The sequence below is a fragment of the Pseudotabrizicola sp. 4114 genome (genome assembly GCF_031457365.1).
Lineage (GTDB): Bacteria > Pseudomonadota > Alphaproteobacteria > Rhodobacterales > Rhodobacteraceae > Pseudotabrizicola.
The window spans coordinates 323,665-343,479 of the sequence record NZ_JAVDWP010000004.1 but is presented as its reverse complement, the minus strand read 5'-3'; the positions used below and the strand labels follow the sequence as shown (position 1 = coordinate 343,479).

25 protein-coding genes and 1 tRNA gene are annotated in these 19,815 nt (G+C 57.3%); 20 read left to right on the top strand and 6 right to left on the bottom strand.

The window, feature by feature from the left end; translation table 11 throughout:
* Positions 1-49 precede the first annotated feature (49 nt).
* From J2X53_RS11890 to J2X53_RS11865, 6 genes are read left to right on the top strand one after another with little or no spacing between them, the layout of a single operon-like run.
* Positions 50-1,261 carry a phage portal protein gene (locus J2X53_RS11890; protein ID WP_349037702.1) on the top strand — a complete coding sequence of 404 codons (1,212 nt, stop codon included), beginning with the start codon at positions 50-52 and terminating at the stop codon, positions 1,259-1,261.
* The gene (locus tag J2X53_RS11885; protein ID WP_349037701.1) at positions 1,254-1,580 is read left to right on the top strand and encodes a gene transfer agent family protein; all 327 of its coding nucleotides are present in this window, start codon (positions 1,254-1,256) and stop codon (positions 1,578-1,580) included. Before J2X53_RS11890 ends, J2X53_RS11885 begins: the two co-directional genes overlap by 8 nt.
* Complete coding sequence (locus J2X53_RS11880) at positions 1,577-3,076, top strand: phage major capsid protein (protein ID WP_349037700.1); 1,500 nt, start codon at positions 1,577-1,579, stop codon at positions 3,074-3,076. Before J2X53_RS11885 ends, J2X53_RS11880 begins: the two co-directional genes overlap by 4 nt.
* 10 nt (positions 3,077-3,086) lie before the next feature.
* A complete protein-coding gene (locus J2X53_RS11875) occupies positions 3,087-3,689 on the top strand; it encodes a phage tail assembly chaperone (protein WP_349037699.1) in 603 nt (200 codons plus the stop codon).
* Positions 3,689-4,033 (top strand): HNH endonuclease signature motif containing protein, encoded by a 345-nt coding sequence (locus J2X53_RS11870; RefSeq protein WP_349037698.1) that lies wholly within the window; start codon positions 3,689-3,691, stop codon positions 4,031-4,033. Before J2X53_RS11875 ends, J2X53_RS11870 begins: the two co-directional genes overlap by 1 nt.
* Positions 4,023-4,748 carry a hypothetical protein gene (locus tag J2X53_RS11865; RefSeq protein WP_349037697.1) on the top strand — a complete coding sequence of 242 codons (726 nt, stop codon included), beginning with the start codon at positions 4,023-4,025 and terminating at the stop codon, positions 4,746-4,748. The genes J2X53_RS11870 and J2X53_RS11865 overlap by 11 nt, the downstream gene beginning before the upstream one ends.
* Positions 4,749-4,835: 87 nt before the next feature.
* On the opposite strand, the gene J2X53_RS11860 is transcribed toward J2X53_RS11865, so the two are convergent.
* Positions 4,836-5,843, bottom strand: a complete 1,008-nt coding sequence (locus tag J2X53_RS11860) for a DUF6236 family protein (RefSeq protein ID WP_349037696.1) — start codon at positions 5,841-5,843, stop codon at positions 4,836-4,838.
* Between the two features lie 212 nt (positions 5,844-6,055).
* Here J2X53_RS11860 and J2X53_RS11855 point away from each other — a divergent pair, with 212 nt between their 5' ends.
* The 13 genes from J2X53_RS11855 to J2X53_RS11795 all read left to right on the top strand — a co-directional run bounded on the left by J2X53_RS11855 (position 6,056) and on the right by J2X53_RS11795 (position 15,767).
* Complete coding sequence (locus J2X53_RS11855) at positions 6,056-6,325, top strand: head-tail connector protein (protein ID WP_349037695.1); 270 nt, start codon at positions 6,056-6,058, stop codon at positions 6,323-6,325.
* Positions 6,326-6,742: an HK97-gp10 family putative phage morphogenesis protein gene (locus J2X53_RS11850; protein ID WP_349037694.1), complete on the top strand. Its 417-nt coding sequence runs from the start codon at positions 6,326-6,328 to the stop codon at positions 6,740-6,742.
* The gene (locus J2X53_RS11845; RefSeq protein WP_349037693.1) at positions 6,742-7,161 is read left to right on the top strand and encodes a DUF3168 domain-containing protein; all 420 of its coding nucleotides are present in this window, start codon (positions 6,742-6,744) and stop codon (positions 7,159-7,161) included. Before J2X53_RS11850 ends, J2X53_RS11845 begins: the two co-directional genes overlap by 1 nt.
* Positions 7,161-7,472: a phage head closure protein gene (locus tag J2X53_RS11840; RefSeq protein ID WP_349037692.1), complete on the top strand. Its 312-nt coding sequence runs from the start codon at positions 7,161-7,163 to the stop codon at positions 7,470-7,472. The genes J2X53_RS11845 and J2X53_RS11840 overlap by 1 nt, the downstream gene beginning before the upstream one ends.
* Positions 7,469-7,861, top strand: coding sequence for a P27 family phage terminase small subunit (locus J2X53_RS11835; protein ID WP_349037691.1), 393 nt, complete (start codon positions 7,469-7,471; stop codon positions 7,859-7,861). The genes J2X53_RS11840 and J2X53_RS11835 overlap by 4 nt, the downstream gene beginning before the upstream one ends.
* A gap of 2 nt (positions 7,862-7,863) precedes the next feature.
* Entirely contained in the window at positions 7,864-9,480 is a 1,617-nt protein-coding gene (locus J2X53_RS11830) for a terminase TerL endonuclease subunit (RefSeq protein WP_349037690.1), read from the top strand.
* 158 nt (positions 9,481-9,638) lie between these two features.
* Positions 9,639-11,801, top strand: coding sequence for a phage tail tape measure protein (locus tag J2X53_RS11825; RefSeq protein ID WP_349037689.1), 2,163 nt, complete (start codon positions 9,639-9,641; stop codon positions 11,799-11,801).
* Between the two features lie 745 nt (positions 11,802-12,546).
* The gene (locus J2X53_RS11820; protein ID WP_349037688.1) at positions 12,547-12,987 is read left to right on the top strand and encodes a hypothetical protein; all 441 of its coding nucleotides are present in this window, start codon (positions 12,547-12,549) and stop codon (positions 12,985-12,987) included.
* A 78-nt stretch (positions 12,988-13,065) separates the two neighbouring features.
* Positions 13,066-13,872, top strand: coding sequence for a hypothetical protein (locus J2X53_RS11815; RefSeq protein ID WP_349037687.1), 807 nt, complete (start codon positions 13,066-13,068; stop codon positions 13,870-13,872).
* A gap of 34 nt (positions 13,873-13,906) precedes the next feature.
* Positions 13,907-14,203, top strand: a complete 297-nt coding sequence (locus J2X53_RS11810; RefSeq protein ID WP_349037686.1) for a hypothetical protein — start codon at positions 13,907-13,909, stop codon at positions 14,201-14,203.
* 154 nt (positions 14,204-14,357) lie between these two features.
* Positions 14,358-14,690 carry a hypothetical protein gene (locus tag J2X53_RS11805; RefSeq protein WP_349037685.1) on the top strand — a complete coding sequence of 111 codons (333 nt, stop codon included), beginning with the start codon at positions 14,358-14,360 and terminating at the stop codon, positions 14,688-14,690.
* Positions 14,691-14,808: 118 nt separating this feature from the next.
* Positions 14,809-15,372: an excalibur calcium-binding domain-containing protein gene (locus tag J2X53_RS11800; RefSeq protein WP_349037684.1), complete on the top strand. Its 564-nt coding sequence runs from the start codon at positions 14,809-14,811 to the stop codon at positions 15,370-15,372.
* A gap of 319 nt (positions 15,373-15,691) precedes the next feature.
* A tRNA-Val gene (locus J2X53_RS11795) sits at positions 15,692-15,767 on the top strand.
* A 320-nt stretch (positions 15,768-16,087) separates the two neighbouring features.
* Here the strand turns inward: J2X53_RS11795 and J2X53_RS11790 are convergent.
* On the bottom strand, positions 16,088-16,252 hold the full coding sequence (locus J2X53_RS11790; protein ID WP_349037683.1) for a hypothetical protein: 165 nt from the start codon (positions 16,250-16,252) through the stop codon (positions 16,088-16,090).
* Between J2X53_RS11790 and J2X53_RS11785 the strand changes: the two genes are divergently transcribed.
* The gene (locus J2X53_RS11785; protein WP_349037858.1) at positions 16,245-17,045 is read left to right on the top strand and encodes an HNH endonuclease; all 801 of its coding nucleotides are present in this window, start codon (positions 16,245-16,247) and stop codon (positions 17,043-17,045) included. The genes J2X53_RS11790 and J2X53_RS11785 overlap by 8 nt on opposite strands.
* Positions 17,046-17,228: 183 nt before the next feature.
* Here J2X53_RS11785 and J2X53_RS11780 read toward each other — a convergent pair whose 3' ends face one another.
* From J2X53_RS11780 to J2X53_RS11765, 4 genes are all read right to left on the bottom strand, one after another.
* Entirely contained in the window at positions 17,229-18,215 is a 987-nt protein-coding gene (locus J2X53_RS11780; protein WP_349037682.1) for a tyrosine-type recombinase/integrase, read from the bottom strand.
* Between the two features lie 178 nt (positions 18,216-18,393).
* Positions 18,394-18,825 (bottom strand): hypothetical protein, encoded by a 432-nt coding sequence (locus J2X53_RS11775; RefSeq protein WP_349037681.1) that lies wholly within the window; start codon positions 18,823-18,825, stop codon positions 18,394-18,396.
* Positions 18,818-19,465 carry an HNH endonuclease gene (locus J2X53_RS11770; RefSeq protein WP_349037680.1) on the bottom strand — a complete coding sequence of 216 codons (648 nt, stop codon included), beginning with the start codon at positions 19,463-19,465 and terminating at the stop codon, positions 18,818-18,820. The genes J2X53_RS11775 and J2X53_RS11770 overlap by 8 nt, the downstream gene beginning before the upstream one ends.
* On the bottom strand, positions 19,462-19,716 hold the full coding sequence (locus J2X53_RS11765) for a hypothetical protein (RefSeq protein WP_349037679.1): 255 nt from the start codon (positions 19,714-19,716) through the stop codon (positions 19,462-19,464). The genes J2X53_RS11770 and J2X53_RS11765 overlap by 4 nt, the downstream gene beginning before the upstream one ends.
* Positions 19,717-19,815 lie beyond the last annotated feature (99 nt).

The window sequence follows — 19,815 nt, the reverse complement described above, 5'->3', positions numbered from 1 at the left end:
TGGCATTTTCGCCACTGTAGCGAGTGTCCTTGTTTTCTGGTGCGGCGTAGTGAGTTCTTTGTTTTCCCGGTTCAAGACTGCTTTGGGCGGGAAGGGTGAGGCGAAAGCCTTTGCTCTTTCCGACCCCGAAGCTTTTGCCCTGTTCGCTGGTGCGCCATCTGTCACAGGGCAGCATGTCGGACCTTTGACCGCGATGCAGGTTCCGGCGGTGATGTGCGCTGTTTCCCTGATCAGCGAAACCGTAGGCACCTTGCCTGCAAAGCTCTTCGATCGCGAGTCCCGCCAAGCCCTGACTGAGCATCCGGCCTACAGCCTGATGCACGGTGAGGCGAATGACTGGACCAGCGCCGAAGCCCTGCGCACAGCCCTGACCGCCGATGCCCTTTTGAACGACAAGGGCGGCTTTGCGGTGGTGGTGCGCAACGGTGCCGGTGAGCCGATGGAACTGCACCGCGTTCCGCCGTCTTCTGTCAGTGTTCTTGCCGAACCCGATGGTGAGCCGTTCTATACCGTCCAGACCGATCGGGGGCAGGTGCGCTACGGCTTCCGCGATGTGGTGCATGTCCAATCCTTCGGGGGCCGTGCGCCGATCACGCTGGCTAAGAACGCCATTGCCCTTGCCGCCGCCTTTGAAAGCCACATCGGCAAGGTCTTTGCCAATGGTGCGCAACCCGGCGGCATCATCACTTCCCCCAAGCGCTTGGATGAGGTCGCAAAGCAGAACCTCAAGACGGCTTGGACAGATACCCATTCCGGCCCCAAGGCCGGTGGTGTGGCGCTGCTTGATGAAGGGATGCTTTATCAGGCCGTCACCATGACCCTGACCGATGCGCAGTTTGCCGAGAACCGCCTTGAGCAGATCCGCGAGATCGCCCGCGCGTTCCGGGTGCCCCCGACAATGCTGTTTGAGCTATCGCGCGGCACTTGGTCCAACACCGAAGAGATGGCGCGGCAGTTCCTGCAAGTGACTTTGCAGCCATGGCTTCGCTCTTGGGAATGGTCCTATTCCCGGTGCCTGCTGACCCCGGATGAACGCCGCGACGTTTACGCGGAATTCGTGATCGATGATCTGCTTTCCACCAGTCATGCCGCCCGTGCCGCTGCCTATGGGCAGTATCGCAGCATGGGGGCGATGACCGCCAATGAGGTGCGCGGTGGCCTGAATCTGCCGCCGCTGGCTGGTGGTGACGTTCTGGAAAACCCCTACACCACGACCAGCGCAAAGCCTGACCCGGCATCCGAGGAAGCCCCAAATGAATGACCTGATTAACCACCGCGCGTTCCTGGGGGAAGGTGAGCATGACTTCTGCCTGACAGATGCAATGATCACCGAACTTGAGCACCAGACCGGCACCGGCATTGGTGCCCTGCAAATGCAGATGATGCAGCTACAGTTCAAAGCTGACCATCTGGCCCTGATCATCCGCCTTGGGCTGATCGGTGCGGATATGAACCCTGAGAATGCACACCGCCTTGTCGAAGCCTATGTGCGCAACCGGCCTTTGGGTGAGGTGTTCCCGCTGGCGCTGGATATCCTTGATGCCCGCTGGAACGGGAAAGCCCAAGAGGTGGCAGCATGACCGAACATATTGAGTTCAAGGCGCAGCTTGCCGTCACCGATGCGGGCGAGATCACCGGCCTTGCGTGGCCTTTTGGTTCCGCTGACCGCGTGGGTGATGTGATCGAAAAGGGTGCATTCACTGCGCCTGCATCGCTGCCCATGCTGTTCGCCCATGATCAGACCCAAGTGATCGGCGTCTGGAATGAGATCGGTGAAACTGCCGATGGTCTGACCGTCAAGGGCAAGCTCTTGGTGGAGGACGTGGAACGCGCCCGCGAAGTGCGCGCCATGATCCGCGCCGGTGCTGTGTCCGGCCTGTCGATTGGCTTTGTCGCCAAATCTGCAAAGCGCAATGCTAAGGGCCGCACGATCAGCGCCCTTGAGTTGCACGAAATCTCTGTTGTCGCGGTCCCGGCACATCCGGGCGCACAGATCACCTCTGTTAAAACCATTGTAACGAGTGAGACCCAAATGGAACTTGAAGATACCCAAACCCCGGCCAATGCGCCGACCATCGACACCAAGGCTTTCGATGACATGAAAGCCCGTCTGGACAAGCTGGAAGCCAAGGGCAACCGCCCCGGCATTCCCGCGATTGTTCAAGGTGCTGCCAATACCAAAGCCTTTGTCAGCTTCCTGCAAGGTGCTGAATTTGACAAAAAGGCGCTGACCGTCGCCGCTGATGCCCCGGCCTATGTGCTGGCACCGGAAGAAACGTCCGGCGAGTTCATCCGCAATCTGGTGGAATTCAGCCCGATCCGCGCCATCGCTGATGTGCGCACGACCGGCAGCCACACGATCCTTCTGCCCAAACGCACCGGCATCACGAATGCCGTCTGGGTGGGCGAGACGACCGCCCGCACGGGGTCCGAGCCGACCTTTGATCAGTCCGAGATTGCGGTCAAGGAACTGGCAACCTTTGTGGACCTGTCGCTGCGCATGCTGGAAGATTCCGGCAACGTCGAAGCCGAAGTGCGCCTTGCGCTGGCTGAAGACTTCGGCGCGAAAGAGGCGAAGTCGTTTGTGAACGGCACCACGGCTTTTGAACCGCAGGGCTACATGATCGCCCCCGGCATCGCAGTGACCAACAACGGCCATGCAACGGTTCTGTCTGCTGATGCCCTGATCCGGCTGATGTATGCCATGCCCGCGACCTATCGCAACCGGGGTTCGTGGGTGATGAATGGCACGACCCTTGCCGTGATCCGCACCCTGAAAGACGGCGCAGGCAACTACCTGTGGCAGCCGTCCTATCAGGCAGGCCAGCCGGAAACGATCCTTGGCCGTCCTGTCGTGGAAGCGCTGGACATGCCGAACATCGCCGCCGCCGCCACACCGATCATCTTCGGTGACTTCAAAGCGGGCTATCGCATCTATGACCGGGTGGAACTGGACGTGCTGCCTGATCTGCTGACACAGCGCACGGTTGGTCTTGCCCGCTTCCATGCCCGCCGCCGGGTGGGTGCAGGCGTGGTGCGCAGCGATGTGTTCCGCAAGCTGTCGATGGCAGCCTGAGCCTGATGCCATGCTTGCCGGCGAGGATATCAGGCTTGCGCACGGTTCTTATACCGTGCGCCTGCGCCCGACCTTGCGGGCAGCAACGCGCCTTGAGCGCCTGCACAACGGATACGGCCCGCTGTTCGATCGGCTGGCCGCGTTCCACATCGGCACGGTGCATGAGATCATCCGCACCGCAGCGACTGACCCCGATCAGGCAGACCGCTTCCTTGCAAGCTTCAGCGCAGCGCCGCTACAGCACCTTGCAGAGATCACCCAAGCCCCGCTTGCAGACCTGATCACCGGCTTCCTGCCGAAGTCATCCAAGGGTGACACAGGACAGGGCAGGGCGGTGCCATGGCACGATGCCTATGCGCAACTCTTTCGGTTCGGCACCGGCTGGCTGCAATGGACGCCGCAACAGACATGGGCGGCAACCCCTGATGAGATCCTTGAGGCTGTCGAAGGCCATATCGGCAAGCTCAAAGCCATCCACGGTGCCGCCGATGATGATGACGCGGAACACACCCAGGACGATTATACCGCCGATCGGCTGCACCAGATCGCAGAACAAGGCTTCGATCCCGAGTTTGATCGGGAAGGGCTGCATGCCCTGAAAGTGAAGCTCTGATGCCCCGCCCACCACATTTATGTTCCTGTGGCAAGCTGGTGCCGCATGGTGCCCTGTGCGCCTGTCAGATCGCCGGAAACCGCGCCCGCAATGCACGGCATGACGCCAAGCGCCCAAGTGCCCGCCAGCGCGGCTATAACCACGAATGGGAGAAAGCGCGCAAAGCCTTCCTGACCTGTCATCCGCACTGCGCAATGTGCCGCGCGCCCGCGACGGTGGTGGATCACATCATTCCGCATAAGGGTGATGATGCCCTGTTCTGGGATCGTCGGAACTGGCAGCCCCTGTGCAAGCCCTGCCACGATCGCCACAAGCAACGGCAAGAGCGCGGCCATGTCCGTTGAACCCGCCTATAAGCGCACCCATGGCAAATACCCGGAGCAAGACCTGTGGCAGAACGTCTTGCTTTTGGTGGTGCAGGATGCCCTTCATGGTTCCGTCAGCGATAGCTCCAAATTGCCAACTCGCCGCGCCCATGCCTGTCAGAGCGCCCGCGACTACCTGACAACCCCAAGCCTTGATCTTTCCATGGTTTGCGCGATGGCAGGACTGGATATGCAGGCGGTCATCGACAACATGACGCGCCAGATTGCCGCTGCACCCTCACCCGAGGAACTGGCAGCATCCCCTGTGCCAAGGCGCACGGTGCCAGCGGGGCCCAAGCCTGAGCCGAAGCCAAGGGCAAAGCAATACACCTACAACGGCGAGAGCCTGACCCTGAAAGAATGGTCAGTGCGCACCGGCTTGGCTGAGGGCACCCTTCGCAGCCGCATGTTCGAACACTGGCCTATAGATCGTGCCATGACAGAACCTGTCGGCTATCGGATCAATCGCCCGCCCGAGAAAAAGCCCAGACCGGCCAAACCTGATCCGCCCGCCCGCATTCTGAGACCGGCAAAGACACTCACCCATGCCGGGGAGACGATGACCCTGAAACAATGGGCTGCACGTCTTGGGCTGAGCAAGCCCACTATTGAAAAGCGCCTGCGCATGGGCTGGCCTATCGATCAGGTGCTGTCATCGCAGAATATGCGCGGGAAGAGGTTTGCAGGTAGGTAGCTTGGTGTAGACTTTCGGTAATGAAAGTGCAGCGCTTTGCCCTCTGTTTCCTGAAGCGATTAATTCAGTCAGCTTAAAATCTCGCCATTATATCACTAGTTCTTTGTGAATCGAGGCGACAACTTTGAAAGGACTGCTGCGATCTCTGAGCCGTCTAGCGCCAATGCCTCTTCCAAATGAAACCATTGAGGCCAAGCCACCTAGAGCGCCTCCAACAAGAGGCAGGCCTGTAGTAACTAAGCCGATCGCCTCCCAAGATACTGCGCGATTAAAGGCACTTTCAATCGCATCAACAGAAAGCGAGTAACTTACTTCCCCGAGATGAAATTTCCATTTACATTCCTTACTTACTTTGATCATGTCCGCGCAATGGCGATCGATCACTCTGATAAGCCGATTCAGTTCAAAATTTTGATCTGCTGCGTTTGATACTTGGGAGTAAAACTTATCAAGTTCGCTAGTAAGGCCAATGATCTCATCACTGCGTTTGAGCTTAAACTCTAACAGATCATTGATAGGAAAGTCCGCACTTGGAAGTGGAATCGCATTCGCTAAGGTAACTAGCTGACCACGCCCAGATCGAAAATTATCATTCTCTAGATAAAATGACTTTTCCCCTTCAGACAGAACCCACTGGCCCGGCTCCTTCTGATCTAGTGATAAATACTCCTCAATATGCTCTTTGGCAAAAAGTCTACCAGTTTCTCCACCAATAGATGCATTGCTTCCGTGCTCAATTCGAATCAAGGACAGCATATCTCCTATCCCAAGCTGCTCATCGAATCGGTTGGGACGCGGCCTAACTAGGATACCTGCGTTTTCAAGAAATTTCTCGTCTGAGTTAGAGGCAACGCTGACTATTCTGCTATCTGGCCATACTAAGCGATCCCAAAAAAGAGCCGCACGTCTTAATTCGGCAGAGTCGATATCATTGCTAACTTCCGCAGTTTTCCCATCAAACCTCATGGGCGCACTCAAGAAAATACCTCTCCCGAGTTTCGGTCGCATTCCGTAGTAAGGATCTAGTGATTTTCTTCGTTTTGCTTCGCCCAATTTTCGCTCCAAAACTTTACGGATTTTCGCATAGTAGCGCACATGCAGAGCTATCCAATACAAATACGCACTATTGTGCAAGAAAACCAACCCCGAAAAAGCAGATCAGAATAAGTAAGGGGGGGTGGTTCACGACTCCTGTCCCTCCTAGGGAACCGGCGGGGGGAGGCTCACGCAAGATACCCGACATATAACTTTTCCAAATCGAAATACTGTGATAGATAAGCAACAGTAATGAGTTGCGAGTATCGAGTATGGCTGTTTCAAACATCTGGGATCACCTGAATCTGCCTGATCAGGATGAGGCTCTTCTGGAAGACCTTGCCGCAGCGGCTTGGGCTTATGTCGGGAACGTCATAGGCGCACCTGTTCCTGATCCTGCACCGCCCGAGCTTGAACAGGCGGTGCGCATGCTGATCGGGCATTGGTATGAGAACCGCGAGGGAACTTCCGCAGATGGGGTTCGCTCTGTTCCCTTCGGTTTCGATGAACTGGTGCAGTCCTATCGCAAGTGGGTGGTCTGAATGTCAGACCTGATGAAGCAATCCGCCAAGCTGTCAGCACGGTTGAACGCCATCCCGCAAGAGGTGGTGCAGCACCTGCGCCCTGCCTTGATCGCCGCTGCACAGAATACAGCCGGAGTCATGCGCGCCCTTGTCCCGGTTGATGAGGGCGACCTGAGAGACTCCATTGAAGTCACCCCGCCCGGTGCTGTGACGCCACCTTATGCCGCTGGTGGTGGCAAGCGTATGGCAGGTGAGAACCAAGCCCTTGTGACTGCCGGAAACCCCGATGTGCGCCATGGTCACTTGCAAGAATTCGGGACGGTTGACCATGCTGCGCAGCCCTTCCTTCGCCCTGCTGAGCGCCTAACCCGTGATCAGAACCGCCGCCGCATTGGCCGTGCGGTGGGGCAGGCTATCAGGAAGGCGGGTGTGTGATGTTTGAACCGTCGCTTGCCCTGCAAACCGCCATTCGTGCCGCGCTGATCGCATCCCCGGCCGTCACTGCCCTTGTGCCGGCCGATCGCATCCGGGCTGGATCATCTAGGCCAGATTTTTTCCCTACGATCGTCCTGGCTGCTGGTAAGACTCTATTCCTTGGCCGCGCGTCAGGTTCACAACTTTGCGCGCGGGTAATTCTGGACCTGCATGTATGGGCTCTTGAGGATGGCGCTGACACTGCCCGGATGATCGGCGGCGCAGTGATGCAGACCCTGATCGATCCGCCCCAAGCCGAAGCCTTTGGCATCGATCAATGGGATAAGCCGTCTGTGCAGTGGATGCGCGACCCCAAGCCGGAACTGACTGCATGCCATGGGGTGATGCAGCTTTCTGGCGTTGTTCGGTGGAGGGTGTGATGCGCGCAGGATTACTACGCCATGAGATCAGCCTTGAACGCGAAGTTGAAACCGTTGCTGCATCGGGTGCGGTGGTGAAGACTTGGCAGGGGTATGCCAGTCGCCGCGCAGAGCTACGCGAAAGCACCGCCGATGAGTTCTTGAACAACACCCTTGAGGGCACCAGTCAGAAAGCTGTTTTCGTGATCCGCTGGACCGAAGGGGTGCAGATCGGTGATCGCCTTCTGCATGCGGGGAAGGCTTGGCAGATCGTCGGGCTGGTGGAGATCGGTAATCAGCGCGGGCTTGAGCTTCGGGTGGTAAGCCCATGAGCATGCACCTGCGCGGTGTGAAGCCGCCGATCAAGCCCGATCAGGAACCCCTGACCAAAGCACCCAAGGCACCGGCCTATTTCTCCACCTATGCCGTGGCAGAGTGGAAGCGCGTCATGCCGGTGCTGGTGCAGCGCCGGGTGATCTGTGCTGCTGATCTGGCACAGGTGGAAACCTACTGCTGCATGGCAGGACTGGTGCGCCAGATCGAGACAGAGCGCCAGCTTGGCGGTGGCGTCATTGATGTGAAGCTCTTCGGTGTCCAGAACCGGGCAGCACAGACCGCGCGCCAGCTTGCCGCGACACTTGGGCTTGATCCTGTATCCCGTGCCCGCCTTGGCAGTGCTGCACCTGATGGTGATGCCAGCCCGAACCCGCTGGATGTCTGACCATGGCGGCACCTTCCACCTTCCCGGAATGGGTATTCGATAACAGCCCGATTCCCGATCCTCTTGGCAAAGGGCAGAAGGCGGTGGACTTCCTGCGCAGCCTTCGGCACCCGAACAGCACAGAACCGGGCAGGGCTTTCCAGCTTTACGATTGGCAGGAACGTATCGTCAGAAAGATCTATTCGCCGCGTAATTCGGATGGCACCAGAGTGGTGAAGACGGTTCTGCTTTTGCTGCCCCGAGGGTCGAGAAAGACTAGTTTAGCCGCTGCCCTATCCTTGCTGCACCTGTTCGGCCCTGAGCGCCGTGCGGCAGGACAGGTGATCTTTTGTGCCTGCGACCGGGAACAGGCTTCGATTGGCTTTAAAGAGGCTGCAAATATCATCCGGGAAGATCGGCGGCTGATGCAGGCAGTGACGATCAGGGACGCCTTCAATAACAAAAAGCAGATCACGTTCAAAAACAACGGTTCTACGCTCACCGCTCTGGCGTCGGAATCCGGATCAGCACATGGGCTAACACCCGGATTCTCGCTTCTGGACGAAATACACGTCTGGAAAGGTCGTGATTTATGGGAGGCCATCAAGAGCGGGCAGGCGAAGACTGACGATTCTCTCATGGTGATCTGCACCACGGCAGGCCGGGGTTCCGAGGGTCTTGCCGCTGACCAGTTCGACTATGCCGTGCGCGTGGCGAAGGGCGAGATCGTCAATCCGGAATTCTTGCCTGTGCTGTTCATGGCTGAGCCGGGGGATGATTGGCAAGATGAGGATGTCTGGCGCAGGGTGAACCCCGGTCTTGTGCATGGATTCCCGTCGCTGTCTGGTCTGCGCGCCTTGGCAAAGGAAGCCGAGGGCAATCCGTCTGAGCTTGCCAGCTTCAAGCAGTTCAACCTGAATATCTGGCAGGCAAACAGCCGTGACCCGCTGTTCGATCTACTGACCTACGATGCCCGCACCTTCGTTGATGATGATGATGCTGATCTTGCGGAAATGCCCTGCTATGTCGGCTGCGATATGTCGATTAATGGCGACCTTACCGCCGTTGTGGCAGCATGGCGGCACCCGGATGGGCAGATCACGATCAGGCCGACTTTCTTCCTACCGTCCGAAGACCTTGAGCTTAGGTCGCGACGGGATGGGCTGCCCTACAAGCGGTGGGCTGATGATGGGCTGATCAAGCTTTGTGAAGGGCCGATCATCGATCCGGAAATGGTCAAGGATGCAATCCGCGACCTGTGCGCCAGTAACGAGGTGGAAGAGATCGCCTTTGACCCGCACCTTGCCCGCGTGACAATGCAGAACCTCTTGGATGAGGGCCTGCCGGTGATCGAAATGCGGCAAGCGCCCCTGACCATGGGTGTTGCCGCCGGTGATCTTGAGCGCTGTGTGAATGGCCGTTTGATCCGTCATGATGGGCATGCGGTGCTGCGCCAGCACTTCGCATCGGTGGTGGTGTCGCGGGCTGCCACAACCGGCCTGATCCGGATGCACAAGGGCAGGGCGACCGATCGGATAGATGGCGCAATCGCCAGTGCGATGGCCGTTTCCCGTGCATGCCAAGCTGGTTCGAACGCCAGTTTCTACAACTCCCCTGAGTCCTGTCTGTTCACCTTCTGATAGTAGCGAGTAACAAAATGAGTGTAGATCTTCCCGGCTTGATAATCCCCGTAGAAGCTAGAATTACAAAACTAGAACAGGGGCTTAAGCGCGCAGCGCAGGTGCAAGCCCGATCGGCTGTCACGATGGAACAGCGCGCCAAGGTGTCTGCAAAGCGCATGACCGATACCTATGAAAGCGCTGGCACCGGCATGAGTGCCGCCATGGCGAAAATCGCCGCGCCGATTGCCGGTATCGTGGTGGCTGACATGCTGATGGATATCGGGCGGGCGGCACGGCAGACAGTGGGTGCGATGGCCCGCGTTGGTGACGAAGCCAAGCGGGCAGGGGTAGGGCTTGAGGCTTTTCAGGAATGGTCCTTTGTCGCTGATCAGAACCGGATCAGCGTGGATAGCGTGATCGATGCATTCAAGGAACTGTCGCTGCGTTCGGATGAATTCATCCAGACAGGCGCGGGGCCTGCCAAAGAATCCATGGAGCGTCTGGGAATTTCAGCAACAGAGCTGAAAGAGAAACTGAAAGACCCTTCGGCGCTGATGCTGGAAATCATCGGTCGTTTGGAAGGTATGGACAAGGCCGCGCAAATCCGTATCGCAGATGAGTTGTTCGGCGGCACCGGCGGTGAGCGATTTGTCGAATTGCTGTCGCAAGGCGAAGAGGGCCTGCGAAAGACAATTGAGCGGGGGCACGAGCTTGGTGCGGTGCTTGATGCAGATGTGATTGCGAAAGCAGATGCATTGGATAGAAGATTTGGAGAGCTGAGCACCACTTGGCAAACCCTCTGGCGCACAGGCTTGGTTCAAGCCGGTGAGCTTTTTGGGCTGATCGACCGGGAACGCGCCAAGCTGGAATTCATCCCGGCAGATGTAGGCCGCGCAGTCGGCAACGATCTGGCACGGCAGCTTGAGCAACAGGGCGGTGCTGGACAGGAAGCGCTTGGCGTGATCGCATCTGTCGGTGATGAGTATCGGAACCTTGGGCGGGAAGCGCAGACCCTTGCAGCGGCTTTGAACGATGCCGCGACGATGATGCGCGGTGTGGGGAATGAGGCCGGGGCTGATGCCCTGACCGGCCTTGCCGCCCGTCTTGGTGATGCAGCTGGTGCCTTCGATGATGGTGTGATCAGCGGGGGCGAGTTCGCCGGGACTCTTGGGGAGATCGCGACCGAAGCAGATACCACGATCAGCGCCATGGATGATCTGGACAAGGCTTCCCTGTCCGGCATCATCGGGCAGGTGTCGAACTTGTTGTCGTGGATTCAGGAATTGCCCGCCGCTGTCCAAGCCGCCAGAGCCGAGATCAGCGCACTTGAGGCACCGGGTGTAACAACAGGGACACCCTTGACAGGCCCTGTAGACGGCTTGATGCCGCCAAGCGTCCAGTTGCCAGCCACATCACCACGCCCGCGAAAGGCACCGCCGATGCTGGGGGAGCCTGAGAAACCGAAAGCCGCTGGTGGCGGTGGTGGCGGTGGCGGGGGCCGCGATGAGTGGGGAAGTGCTGTCGAAGCTATCCAGCGCGAGACGCAAGCCCTTCAAGCCGAAGCCGCTGCACTGATCGCTACAGCCGCAAGCGGAAATCGCTACGGTGATGCAATCGAATACGCGCGGCAGAAAGCAGAGTTGCTTGTCGCTGCACAGCGCGCAGGAATTCAGATTACGCCAGAGGTCACAGCGAAGATTGACGCTCTGGCCCGCGCAAATGTTACGGCTGGTGCATCTGCCGAAGACGCCGCGAAGAAATTGCAGTCAATCGAGGATTTTGGAAAGAACAGCGCAGATACGATGGCTGATCTTTTTACAGGTATCGTCACCGGATCAATGACCGCCGAAGATGCTTTGAAGCAACTTATTGCGCAACTGATCAAGATGGCCGCGCAAAAATTCTTTCTGAAACTGTTCGCCGGTTCATTTGGATTCGCAACAGGCGGCTATACTGGAAATGGACCCCTCATGCAGCCAGCCGGGGTCGTGCATCGTGGAGAGTTTGTTTTAAGCGCTAGAGCTACAAAACGTCTTGGCGTCGATAACTTGAACGCTTTGCATGCGTCTGCATTGCGCGGATATTCAGGTGGCGGTGCAGTTGGTGCAGTTCCGAAACTGAATTCTGACGCTTTTGGGTCTGGCAAAGCGTCATCTGTCGCGCAAACAGTGACAATCAACGCGCCGGTAAGCGTTCAAGGAAGTTCCGGATCACCGGAGCAGAATAACGATCTTGCGCGTCAAATCGCATCGCAGATGGAAAACAGCATGAAACTTGTTTTTGCCAACGAATTGCGCAAGGCAACCCGTCCGGGAGCTGTTCTTAACAACCGAGCCTGATTTTAGGCTCATAGAGCGGCCTTGGATGGTTCGCCGGTGGTGCCACATATCCGAACCCCTCAAGGGCGCTGTGGCAGCCTATTTGGGCGTTGCATTCGCGCAACACAGGCGGTTCTGCGCGGCAAAGGCGCATCTTGCCCAAAGGCAGGCGAGGGGCGCGGCAGCGCCCTGAGCGCCGAGATGGTAGTCTGCTTAGGCCGGGGAGGGTTCCTGGGACCGGGAGAGATTATTCATTCCGGATGGTCACGCGAGGGCGCGGCAGCGCCCGAGGGGACCGAGAGGATATTGATCAGAAAGCAGATGTGTCCCGCTTAAGTGCGACATTTCCGAAGGTTATGAGGGAATTCTACGCTTTTGCGCGTAGTCTTCTTCTTCTTCTTCTTCTTCTTCTTCTCTTGAATCTTTCTATTACGTGCAAAAGCGTAGAAATCTTTTACGCGCAAAAGCGTAGAATTTGGACCCTCTTCCGGGCCAGAACAGGTGCTTAGGTGTATGCCTCTTGGTGGGCAAAAGCGTAGAATCTGGAAATGCCTTCGGCTATTGTTAGGCTCTTCGTTCTCTTCAAATGCAGATGCATGCGCAAAAGCGTAGAACCCCTGAAAGTCAATCAAAACAGTTCATGACGGTTAGCTGATCAGTCCATTGCTGTGAACCCAAGAAAAATGGGAACTTTCGGATAAGCCCCTTGCGGTTGTAACGCTATAGTATTATATTGGAGAGCATGACAACAAACGGAGTATCCCCAATGTCACGAGTTCAAAATCCTACCATCCAAGTCCCGACCGAGCGCCTTGCGCAGATCAAGGGCATCGCATCGGCCTTGGGCTTGTCCATGTCCGATACTGTGGGGCACCTTATCCGTGGCGAGATCGAGCGCGGCACCATCCCGGACCATCTTCCCGGAGTTTGCATCCTGCCGCGCGCAAGTGGTGTCGAGGTCGCCTTCGATGATGCGGACCCGGTGATGATGAGCGCAGCAGCCGCAACCGCGCTGGCCGATGCGGTTGTCAGTCTCGCCACCAAGCCGAAGAAAGAGACCATTGTTAGTCCCGATCAGAACTTCCTTGTTGCACGTCGCGGCAATGGTGTCGTTGTTCAAGTCCCATTCTCCGATAGCACAACGAAGGTCTTCTCTGTTGACGTGGCGAAAGACTTTGCCCGGTTGATCAGGAAGGCACTTGTTTAAAAGAAAAGGCGCAGAGCGGGTAAACACTCTGCGCCTTTAGTTAGTCTGTCAATGCAGGGTCACGATATGCCAAGTTCCATGCCAGTTCAAGAGTCAAATACCGATCAATCCGAAATCGATGAAGCTGAAATTGACCGCCTGATAGCATCCTTGGATGAATGCGACCTACCCTCAAACGAGAAAGATACTGAGCGAGGTCATATTGATCCGGAGTATCAAAAATACCTCGCTGAGCAATTGTATGCGAAAGGGGAGGCTGAGCGTAAAAAGCGGTTCGAAGACAATATGAAGAGAGCCGACAGTTACGGTTCTATAGAAGCTCCTGCTTTTGATTCCACATCTGATGCTAGCGTAGATGCTATTGCATCTATGGATAGAGAATTAGAGCACGGCAATTTCTCTGTAGATCACCCGACTGGAGAGCCTGAAGAGATTGAAGACCCCAAGAAGATCTATGATCCGGTTCGGCTCACGGCTTGGGATAAGGCCCGTGAGAAAGAACGGAAAGCCGATGAGCGTCTTGCTAAACTAACTCCCGGCACCCCTGAGCATGATCGGGCGAAATGGCAGGCTGACGAAGCGCTTCGCCTTAGAAAAATCGAAGATGAGCGTGATGGTGATCCGGAATGGCGCAAGCGTAGGGCGGCAGACATATGGCGGGCAGGTGAGGGGAAACCTGAATACAACGCCGGTCGGCGCAAGGTGCGCGAAAAGCCGAATAGAGACCTGTCCGGTCTGACCCAAGGAGAAAAAGACAAAGATAAAAAAGAACAGAGCAAGTTGCGCGCTGCGAAAGCCTATGAGCGCCAGAAGGCAGAGAAAGAGGCCGCGAAAGATCAAGAGGTCGCCGCGATGAAGGCGCACCCAGACTACGGGCGCTTCTGACTCCAAAAATCCACATCCGGCCAGATATAAGTAAGTGCTTATCTATTTGAAAATAAACAATAATTATGAAGATTACGCTTGCCGTGGCGAATCTGATCGCGTTAGAATCTGGGGCATCGCAACCCCGGAGACACAAACAATGCACAAACAATCTGCACCAGAACCAAAACAGAACGCCTACATCGATGATGGGGTGTTTGACGCCTTGGTATTTCGCTTGTTGCACCCGGCACCCAGCTTGGACCCGCGCGGGCAGATCGTCGAGCTTTTGGTCAGCGCCGGACTTGCCCCGGCTTCCTGTCTGGACGATCGGCATCACGTCGCGGATTAAGACTGTCATCACGAAAACGTGAGAATCCGCCCCGAAATTTGGGATGCCGAGCGCTATAGGGGGTAGGGTAGCGAGTTTCATGTTTCCGCCCGTGTTTGGGGCGTATGGGCTGAAAAGTCTTTCTTTCAAGAGCGACCACAAAAGGAAAATCGCTATGACACTTGATACCACTACGAAGATTGCGAGAGCAATTGCTCTTGTTCGCGCCGAGTTCACCGACCCTGTCGTTCTGCCGGTAAAAGGGCGGAAGGAGTTCAACATCTTCCTGTATAGACAGTTCGGGAGTCCTGCGGATGATGCGTGGAAGACACCTGCTGTTGTGGAGCATCTGGAAAACGATCCGGACTTCCACTTTGTTGAATACTTCATCACGCCCGCCGGACCCATGATGGCAGCGCATATCAACGAGTATCCAAACCCTGTTATCGTGGTCATGAATGCTGAGGCTGCACGGAAGCTGTCCGAAGCTGAGTGCATTGCAGCCTGAGACGACCATCACCGGGATTCACCGAAGGGCGGGGGAAACCTCGCCCTTTGTCGTATCCGCGTGGACTCGCTAAAGGTTAACGGGCACCCTCCTGGGACATACTTTAGGAGGATTCTTAATGCGCAATCATCTTGCGGTTATCGCTTTGATTTTGGGCCTGTCTGCTTGTGACGTGCCACAATCGCCGACAACCAGCGCCGCAACATATTCGTCCATGACCACCAGTCAGCTATGGTCACGGCATCTGCTGACCACCTCACCGCTTGAAATGGCTTTCGTTGAAGCCGAGTTGGGCGCGCGGGGTCAAACGTCATTCGGCACCCGATATCTTGGTCAGGAGACTGCATCGGCATATGGACGTTCGCTGTATTCGCGCAATGCAGGCAGTGCAGTGACGGGTGACAAGAACTGTTCTGACTTTTCCGGGGGCGCGGCTGCACAGAAGTTCTATCTTGCGGCAGGTGGTCCGATATCTGACCCGCACAACCTTGATGGTGATGGTGATGGCTTTGCCTGCGAATGGGGGGCAACGGTTTCGAAGGTCTACAAAGCCAAGTCCTACAAGCCAGCCACCACCGCGCGGCGATCAAGCGGATATTCATCAAGTCGATGCTACACCGGACCGCGAGGGGGCCGCTATACGATCACCGCGAGCGGAAACAAGAACTACGGGGGCTGCTGAGCACGATCGGCGGGGCTTCGGCCTGTCTGCATCTGGGTTGACGTAACGTCATTCTATCCATTATTTTGGGCGTCACACTGTTACAAAATGTCCTGTAAGTATTTGATATTAAATAAATCCTTACCAGTTCAAATCCGTTATCGCCCACCATTATTGCCGCAAATGCGAAAAGGCGATCCTGAACAGGATCGCCTTTTTCGTTTGGTCTGGCAGGGTTGCCGCTGAAGGCCGTGCTGCAGGGTGGGGTGCAAAAGAAGCGTCCGGCTGGTCACAAAGCAGGCTTGAAAGCCGGGCGTGAAGGCGTTACACGACGGGTCACGGGTGATTAGCTCAGTTGGTAGAGCGCTTCGTTTACACCGAAGATGTCGGCGGTTCGAGCCCGTCATTACCCACCATTTTTTCAATAACTTAGCTAGCATTTACGAAGTGCCCCTCGGTTCGTTGAACTTAGTGTCCGACACTTAACGAGATTCATGGTTCGCTCTCGATTGCTCGGACGAACGTATGGGATAGATATGCGGACGGATCTGCCGTTCGCATCATCCACCCCGAAGCCCTTCGCGGTTCCGGCATCACCGACAGGGAGCGGGCAGAAGATGCCCTACGCGGTACTGCTGGTAAGCGCCTGATGTATCATCAAGCTAGTGCAGCCGCTTACGCCTAAGCAGAAGGCGAAGAAACTACTTAGAAAACGACGCGCCAAAAAGAAGCCCGGTCAATCACTGGGCTTCTCTTTTTTGCTCCGCTGCTCTTTCCTCTTCACCGATCCCTGCTTAGGCTGGGGTGGCGTAGACAGAGCGCGGCGCAAAGCTTCATCACGTCGGCTTTCCGTATCAGAGGCGGGTTCGTCCTCATCTAAAGAGCGTTTCTTGATGGCCATCGTCTTTGATCCAGTTTGGCAGTGCATCTACTGCGGACATGTTCCTGAGAACAGAAAAGAGTTGGGCAAGGAGCATATTCTGCCCCTCAGCCTTGGCGGAATAATGATACTGCCCCGCGCAAGCTGTAAAAAGTGCTCGGACACTACGCGTGATTTTGAACATACATGCGGCCGCACGATTTTCGGCAACTTCCGCTTGGCCGCCTCGATGCCCACACGCAACCCAGAACAGCGCCCCCAGTTCCTGCCTCTCACGGAGATGATTAACGGGGAGGAAGTTACGCGCCTCGTCCCTTTAGAAGAATACCCTATTACAGGAGGGCTACCAGATATCGCGCCGCCTGGTGCATTGCTTGGCTTGCCAAGCGCAGAAGGGTTCATCGTGCGACCAAGAGTTTTCATTTTCGCGAAGAAACTGAGCGAGCACCAAGCCAAATTTTCGCATACTCTGTCGATCACCCCTTTTGTGAAGATGCTCGCCAAATCTGCCCATGCGCTAGTTGTGGCAAAGTTTGGTCTAAACTCCTACGACTGGCTTTTGCCAAATCTCATTATTGGAGACTCGGTAAATCACCCGGACTTCATTGGTGGGGCAGAGGACATCGACTCCAGTGCACCAGACTTTTTGCTCCCACCCGGCGGGCACGCCGGGATGGTTACCACTTGGCAACCTTCGACCACTCTATCGATTGAGGAGGTGCAATCGGTCGATGGGACGCGATACCTCTCCGTACGAATCCAATTGTTTTTCGACTTCTCCCCACAGTACCGGGTCTTAGTCGCAAAAATTTAATCCGAGATCAGGACTAGCATCTGCTTTCGGTATCTGGCCGCGCCCGCAAGCAGAGTCGTCTCGCTGTCGCAGCCTGAAGGTCGCTGATAGCCTCTTAGCTGTCATCTGACGGTTCGCTAGGGGGATATTAGACCCGTGTCCGATACACTGCCTCAATGGGAGTCTCATGACAGGTGTCGAACACTAGCGGGCCTCTTTAATCCGGACGAAGTCTAGCACTTCGGCCGCATCCGCCATGTGGGTTGGGGCAAATCTCGCGTAGGTCGAGTAAGTAATCTGCGCGTTGCTGTGCCCCAGATATTGCGCAACTTTCTCAATCGGGACGCCGCTGCTAACCATCTGAACAGCGGCGCTGTGGCGCAGGGTGTGCAGCGTTACGTCTTTCAGGTTGGCCCTTTCGGCAGCTGCGGTGAAGCCTTTGCGGATGTTTGCGACCCTGCCGCCCGCGTACTCGATCACATGATCGGTGAGAGCCATGTCGCGGGCGGTTTGCAGGGCCGCGCGAAGGCCCCGGTTGATCGGCACGATGGCGCGGCCCTTTCGGGTGCGGCTGTCGTCAAGGCGCAGGTTGATTATTCCCCGGTCCAGATCCACGCGGTCCCACGTCAGATCGAGGACGGCACCAACGCGGGCAGCGGTCCCAAAGAGCAAGTGGATCGCAAGGCCGATGTGCGGGGCCTGTGCCGCGTCTACCAGGCGGGACACTTCATCAGGTTTCAGGAACCGCTCCTTGGGGGTCGGCTTCGCGGGGCGTTCGATGTGCGGCGCGCGGTCGATCAGTCCACGCTTGACCGCAAAGGTCATTGTGCTGCGCAGATGGCCGAGTTCGGTATGGACACTGCCCTGCGATTTCCCGGCGGCGGTTCTCTTAGCTTCATAGTCCCGGCACAGATCGGTCGTGATTTGGTCGGGCCGGTATTGCCCGAAGTGCAGCAGCACGGCTTTTCCGGTGTGGAGCATTGTCGTTGCGGTGGGCTTGTCGCCCAGGTCGCGGCGGTAGGCTTCCCAGATGTCGGCGACGGTCTGGCCCTTGGGGGCGCGGGCAAAGGCTTCACGGCGGTAGAGGTCTATTGCCTCTGGCTCGGCCTCCGCTCGGGTGCGTGCCTGAAGCTGATGGCGGGTGCGCTTGCCATCGGCGCTGGTCCAGTAGACGCAGAATCCGCCGCGCAATCGTCCGATGCTGAAATCTGGCATGCTTCAAGCTCCCTTACTGCATCCGCCGGAATGCGCCACAATTTTCCCCAACGGAACGCACGAATGCGCCCGGTGCGGCACCCCTCGCGCACGGATGCTGCACTGACGCCCCAATGATCGGCAAGAGATTCGGGCGTAAAGGGGCGGTCAGCCATCACTCACCACCATTGCCTTTGGCGGCTTTGGCGCGGTCCAGCCGCTCGATTTCGGCCAAGATCAGCGCCCCGGCTTTGACCAGGTCACGGCGGCGGCTCGTCGGTTTCCACCAAGAGCGGTTCCACGGCCAGAGTTGCAGCCACGCAGCCCATCCCTTGATCGGCTTGCCAAGAGAGGCCAAGCTGCCCGGAAGATCGGTGCAAGAACGCGCCTCATCAGACACTGAAGCGAACATCGCATAGCACCCTGCGGCCACGGCAATCTGACCTCCGGCATGCCGATCATCATGCTCTGGCGTCCAGCCCTCGGCGTCCTGCTGCCGCTGGCGTTCGGTCAGAACGTCCACCCATGCGGGGGGCGGATCCGTCAGCATGATGGCGCTGCGGTCTTTGGTGCCGATGTCGATGCCGATTGTGCTAGCGTCAGCCATGGTCGCCTCCTGCTTCGGTGCTTTTGAGCCGTTCCCGCGCGGCGTGTTCCAGCATTGCGATGGCGAGGATCGCGGGTTGCAGTTCGGCGGGGGCGTTGTCGTAATTCCGGCGGGAGCGGCCATTCAGGCGGGGTAGCAGGGCGCGCGGAATTGCAATCCAGTTTTCCGGGTCTGTGTTCAGCTTATTGCCGTCCAGGCTTTTAAGGCAGTGGCCGGGGGGCACGGGGCCGTTGACCTTTTTCCAAAGCCAAAGATGCTTTTGCACAAACCGGGTTGGGTGGCCGGTGTGCGGGTTTGGTTCAGCCACCTTGATTTCAACGTATCCGGCGACGGTTCTTTCTGTGCCCACTGGCACTTGATTGGCTGGGGCTGATCCGGGCTTGAACCTGTGCGCCACGCTGTTCGGATGCTCGGCCATCCGCTGCCCGATGTTATGGGGAGCCTGTCCCGATGTGTATTGCCCGGTGCGGCCAGTCAGCCAACCACGGCGCTTGCACAGGCCCTTGATCGCACCTGCGCTGATTTCGGGGCGCTTCCAGAAGCTGACGAAGGCGCGGTGCAGTTCGGCGCGGGGCCAGTCTTTGCGGGCCTCGATCCATGCCAGTTCCTCTGGCAGCCAGTCGATCCAGCGTCCCTTCATTTGGCGTCACTGTCTGGGGATTTGCCGATCTGAGGCAGCAGCGGCAAAATCTTGTCGCCATGGTCGGCAAACAGTCGGGCTGCGGTCAGCTGCACCTTGGCGTTCTCGGTGATCTGATCGGCAAGCCCCACAATCGCCTCGGCGCGCTTTGCCTCGGTCGCGATCTGCTCTGGCGTCAGGCTTTCGTCGCCCAGGCGTTCAAGTTGGGCAAACAGATGGTCCTTCAGGTCTGACATGCGGTTGCGGGACATCGGTAATTCCTGGGGAAAAAGGCCCCCGATCAAGCGCGCCTGTTTGGCTTGACCGGGGGCAGGTGAAGCGCGGCAGTCACCGCAACAGGGAGGTGCTGG

Coding starts and splice junctions, on each gene's coding strand:
- J2X53_RS11885 (WP_349037701.1), top strand. CDS start 1,254: ATGAATGACCTGATTAACCACCGCGCGTTCCTGGGGGAAGGTGAGCAT.
- J2X53_RS11880 (WP_349037700.1), top strand. CDS start 1,577: ATGACCGAACATATTGAGTTCAAGGCGCAGCTTGCCGTCACCGATGCG.
- J2X53_RS11875 (WP_349037699.1), top strand. CDS start 3,087: ATGCTTGCCGGCGAGGATATCAGGCTTGCGCACGGTTCTTATACCGTG.
- J2X53_RS11870 (WP_349037698.1), top strand. CDS start 3,689: ATGCCCCGCCCACCACATTTATGTTCCTGTGGCAAGCTGGTGCCGCAT.
- J2X53_RS11865 (WP_349037697.1), top strand. CDS start 4,023: ATGTCCGTTGAACCCGCCTATAAGCGCACCCATGGCAAATACCCGGAG.
- J2X53_RS11855 (WP_349037695.1), top strand. CDS start 6,056: ATGGCTGTTTCAAACATCTGGGATCACCTGAATCTGCCTGATCAGGAT.
- J2X53_RS11850 (WP_349037694.1), top strand. CDS start 6,326: ATGTCAGACCTGATGAAGCAATCCGCCAAGCTGTCAGCACGGTTGAAC.
- J2X53_RS11845 (WP_349037693.1), top strand. CDS start 6,742: ATGTTTGAACCGTCGCTTGCCCTGCAAACCGCCATTCGTGCCGCGCTG.
- J2X53_RS11840 (WP_349037692.1), top strand. CDS start 7,161: ATGCGCGCAGGATTACTACGCCATGAGATCAGCCTTGAACGCGAAGTT.
- J2X53_RS11835 (WP_349037691.1), top strand. CDS start 7,469: ATGAGCATGCACCTGCGCGGTGTGAAGCCGCCGATCAAGCCCGATCAG.
- J2X53_RS11830 (WP_349037690.1), top strand. CDS start 7,864: ATGGCGGCACCTTCCACCTTCCCGGAATGGGTATTCGATAACAGCCCG.
- J2X53_RS11825 (WP_349037689.1), top strand. CDS start 9,639: ATGACCGATACCTATGAAAGCGCTGGCACCGGCATGAGTGCCGCCATG.
- J2X53_RS11820 (WP_349037688.1), top strand. CDS start 12,547: ATGTCACGAGTTCAAAATCCTACCATCCAAGTCCCGACCGAGCGCCTT.
- J2X53_RS11815 (WP_349037687.1), top strand. CDS start 13,066: ATGCCAGTTCAAGAGTCAAATACCGATCAATCCGAAATCGATGAAGCT.
- J2X53_RS11805 (WP_349037685.1), top strand. CDS start 14,358: ATGACACTTGATACCACTACGAAGATTGCGAGAGCAATTGCTCTTGTT.
- J2X53_RS11800 (WP_349037684.1), top strand. CDS start 14,809: ATGCGCAATCATCTTGCGGTTATCGCTTTGATTTTGGGCCTGTCTGCT.
- J2X53_RS11785 (WP_349037858.1), top strand. CDS start 16,245: ATGGCCATCGTCTTTGATCCAGTTTGGCAGTGCATCTACTGCGGACAT.
- J2X53_RS11790 (WP_349037683.1), bottom strand. CDS start 16,252: ATGGCCATCAAGAAACGCTCTTTAGATGAGGACGAACCCGCCTCTGAT.
- J2X53_RS11775 (WP_349037681.1), bottom strand. CDS start 18,825: ATGGCTGACGCTAGCACAATCGGCATCGACATCGGCACCAAAGACCGC.
- J2X53_RS11770 (WP_349037680.1), bottom strand. CDS start 19,465: ATGAAGGGACGCTGGATCGACTGGCTGCCAGAGGAACTGGCATGGATC.
- J2X53_RS11765 (WP_349037679.1), bottom strand. CDS start 19,716: ATGTCCCGCAACCGCATGTCAGACCTGAAGGACCATCTGTTTGCCCAA.